The sequence below is a fragment of the Streptomyces boluensis genome (genome assembly GCF_009908195.1).
GTDB classification, from domain to species: Bacteria; Actinomycetota; Actinomycetes; order Streptomycetales; family Streptomycetaceae; genus Streptomyces; species Streptomyces boluensis.
This window is the reverse complement of sequence record NZ_JAAAHS010000582.1, coordinates 1-3,291: the sequence shown is the minus strand read 5'-3', so window position 1 is coordinate 3,291 and position 3,291 is coordinate 1. Positions and strand designations below refer to the sequence as shown.

The window sequence follows — 3,291 nt, the reverse complement described above, 5'->3', positions numbered from 1 at the left end:
TCTTCTTTTTTTTAATGGAACGGCTACCACCGACATCTAAACTTTGATTCTCGTCGGCAGAATCAAATGTGTAGCACGGGCGGGTCCTCGACGGCGCCGGTGCACCCGTACCGGACGCCCTCCTGGAGTTCTGGGGCCCCGACCCGGACGGTCAACTCCCGTACCGGAGCGGCTCGTTGCGCCGCGATCCGGTGACCGGCGGCTACCTCGGCCGCAACGGCGTGGACTTCACCGGCTTCGGCCGGGTCGCCACCGACGCCGACGGACGCTGGGCCCTGCGCACGCTCCGCCCCGGAGCGCGCGGCGGCCGCGCCCCGTATCTGAGCGTCTGCGTGTTCGCCCGCGGCCTCACCCGGCACCTGTTCACCCGCGTGTACATACCGGGGGAGTCCGCCACCGTCGACAGCGATCCGCTCCTCGCCGCCCTGCCGCCGGAGCGCCGCGCCACCCTCCTCGCGGCCGCGGAACCGCACGCCACCCACCGATTCGACATCCGGCTGCAGGGCCCGGACGAGACGGTGTTCCTGGAGTTCACATGACGTACGACGACGGGGCTGACGCCGCCTTCGATGTCGGCCTGCTCGCCCCCGGCCGGGTCGCCGCAGCCGCCGAACAGGCCACCGGGGACCGGGCGTTCCTGCAGGCCATGCTCGACGCCGAGGCCGCCCTCACACGGGCGCAGGCCGAACTCGGCCTCGCCCCCGCCGCAGCCGCCGAGGCCGTGACCGACGCCGCCCGCGCCGAACGGTTCGACCCGCGCGACCTCGCGGTGCGCGCCCGGAGCGGCGGCAACCCGGTGATCCCGCTGGTCGCGGACCTCACCGCCGCCGTGCCCCCGGAAGCCGCCGCGTACGTCCACCGTGGCGCCACCAGCCAGGACATCCTCGACTCGGCGGCCATGCTCGTCGCGTCCCGCACCCTCGCCCTGATCCATGCCGAACTCGACTGCACCGCAGGGGAGTTGGCGCGATTCGCCGCCGCGCACCGGGACACCCCGATGCCCGGCCGCACCCTCACCCAGCACGCCGTGCCCACCACGTTCGGGCTCAAGGCGGCGGGCTGGCGCGCCCTGGTCCTCGACGCACGCGACCGGATCGCGACGGTACGGGCGACACTGCCCGCCCAACTCGGCGGCGCGGCAGGCACGTTGGCCGCGTTCGAGGCGTTCGAGGCGTACGCGGTGGTGGAGCCGGCGGGGGAGGGGTCGGTTCTCGGGTTGCTTCCCGCCTACGCGCGCCAACTCGGCCTGGCGGAACCGGAGTTGCCGTGGCACACCCTGCGTACCCCGGTCGCCGATCTCGCCGGTGCCCTCGCCTTCGCGGCGGGCGCGCTCGGCAAACTCGCCGCCGATGTCCTCGTCCTCTCCCGCACCGAACTCGGCGAGGTCAGCGAGGGCGGCGGGGGAGGCGGGGGAGGCTCCTCGGCCATGCCGCACAAGGCCAACCCGGTACGGGCCACGCTGATCGCCGCCGCGGCCCGCCGCGCCCCCGGACTCGCCGCCACGCTGTACGGCTGCGTGAGCGCCGAGGACGAGCGGCCCGCCGGGGCCTGGCACGCCGAATGGGAGAGCCTGCGGGACCTGCTGCGCGCCGTCGGCGGGGCCGCCCGCGATGCCGCGGAGCTCACCGCGCACCTGCGGGTCCACCCCGAGCGGATGCGCGCCCACCTGGACCTCACCGACGGCCTGATCGTCTCCGAGCGGCTCGCCGTCGCGCTCGCCGTCCCTCTCGGCCGGGCGCGGGCCAAGCAGCTCCTCACCGACGCGGCCGCCGACTCCCGTACCGGGCGCGGCAGTTGGGCCGAGACGCTCGCCGCGCGCCTGGCCGGTGCCGGACTCGACGCGGCCGCCGTCGACGCCCTCGACCTGGCCGGCCTCACCGACCCGACCCGCTACACCGGCGCCGCCGCGGCGCTCACCGACCGCGCCCTCACCCGGCGCTGAGCCACGAATGAGCAGGCCCATGAACAACACCTTGCACCATCGGAGCGCCGGTCCCGAGGGTGGGCCCGCGCTGCTCCTCGGCCCCTCCCTCGGCACCTCCACCGCCCTGTGGGACGCGGTCGCGCCCGAGCTGTCCTCCGCCTTCCGTACCGTCCGCTGGGACCTGCCAGGGCATGGAGCGTCGCCCGCCGGCCTTATCGGCCCCGGCGCGACCGTCGACCAGCTCGGGCGTCTCGTCCTGGAGCTTGCCGACCGCCTCGGCCTCGACCGCTTCCACTACGCGGGCGTCTCGCTCGGCGGCGCGGTCGGCCTCTGGCTCGCCGCCCACCACCCCGAACGCGTCGACCGGCTCGCCGTGGTCTGTTCCTCCGCGCACTTCGGAGAGCCCGAACCGTGGCGCCAACGGGCCGCCCTGGTACGGGAGTCGGGCACCGCGGCCGTCGCGGACGGGGCGCCGGGGCGGTGGTTCACGCCGGGCTTCCTCGACTCCGGCGGCGCGGGGGTGGCGCTCGGCCGCGTATGCGTCGACGCGCTGCGGCACACCGATCCGCAGGCGTACGCCGCCTGCTGTGACGCGCTCGCCGTGCTCGACCTGCGCGCCGAGCTGCCCTCCGTCACCGCCCGCACCCTGGTGCTCGCGGGCCGGGGGGACCCCGCCACACCGCCCGCGCACGCCCGCGAGATCGCCGACGCGGTCCCGCACGCGAGCCTCACCGAACTGCCGCACGCCTCCCACCTCGCCCCGGTCGAGCAACCCGCCGCCGTACTGGCCGCCCTGCGCGCCCACTTCGGCGCACCGGGGCCGGGGCCCGGCATGGCGGTGCGGCGCGAGGTGCTCGGGGACGCGCACGTCGACCGGGCCCAGGAACGCACCACCCAACTCACCGCGCGCTTCCAGGACTTCATCTCCCGGTACGCCTGGGGCGAGATCTGGACCGACCCCACCCTGAGCCGCCGCGAACGCAGCCTCGTCACCCTCACCGCTCTGGTGGCGCACGGGCACCTCGACGAACTCGAGATGCATGTACGGGCGGCGGTGCGCAATGGCCTCACCCCTGAGGAGATCGGCGCGGTGCTGCTCCAGACCGCCGTGTACGTCGGTGTGCCCGCCGCCAATTCGGCCTTCGCGGTGGCCCGGCGCGTGCTCCTGGAGGACGGGCTCGACGGGCCTCAGCCGGTCTGAGCTGCTGCCCGGAACTCCGGTTCGTCAGGTGTCGCCGGAACTCTTGACACCACCCGGAGGGCCGGGCAGCATCACACCCACGTTAATTAACTATCTAGTGCGTTAACTGCACGTGTCAGGGTGCGGTCGCACTTCCCCTCGCACTTCCCCTCGCACTTCCCCCTCG

Annotated in this window: 2 protein-coding genes and 1 pseudogene; all 3 read left to right on the top strand. The window is 74.5% G+C overall.

Annotated features, from left to right (window positions below; translation table 11 throughout):
• Positions 1-77: 77 nt before the first annotated feature.
• Positions 78-539, top strand: a pseudogene (gene pcaG / locus GUY60_RS36165) (protocatechuate 3,4-dioxygenase subunit alpha); the annotation flags it as partial.
• The gene (pcaB, locus tag GUY60_RS36160; RefSeq protein WP_161705704.1) at positions 536-1,942 is read left to right on the top strand and encodes a 3-carboxy-cis,cis-muconate cycloisomerase; all 1,407 of its coding nucleotides are present in this window, start codon (positions 536-538) and stop codon (positions 1,940-1,942) included. The pseudogene pcaG and the gene pcaB, both read left to right, overlap by 4 nt.
• Before the next feature lie 19 nt (positions 1,943-1,961).
• The gene (gene pcaDC / locus GUY60_RS36155) at positions 1,962-3,125 is read left to right on the top strand and encodes a bifunctional 3-oxoadipate enol-lactonase/4-carboxymuconolactone decarboxylase PcaDC (RefSeq protein WP_161705702.1); all 1,164 of its coding nucleotides are present in this window, start codon (positions 1,962-1,964) and stop codon (positions 3,123-3,125) included.
• Positions 3,126-3,291: the final 166 nt, after the last annotated feature.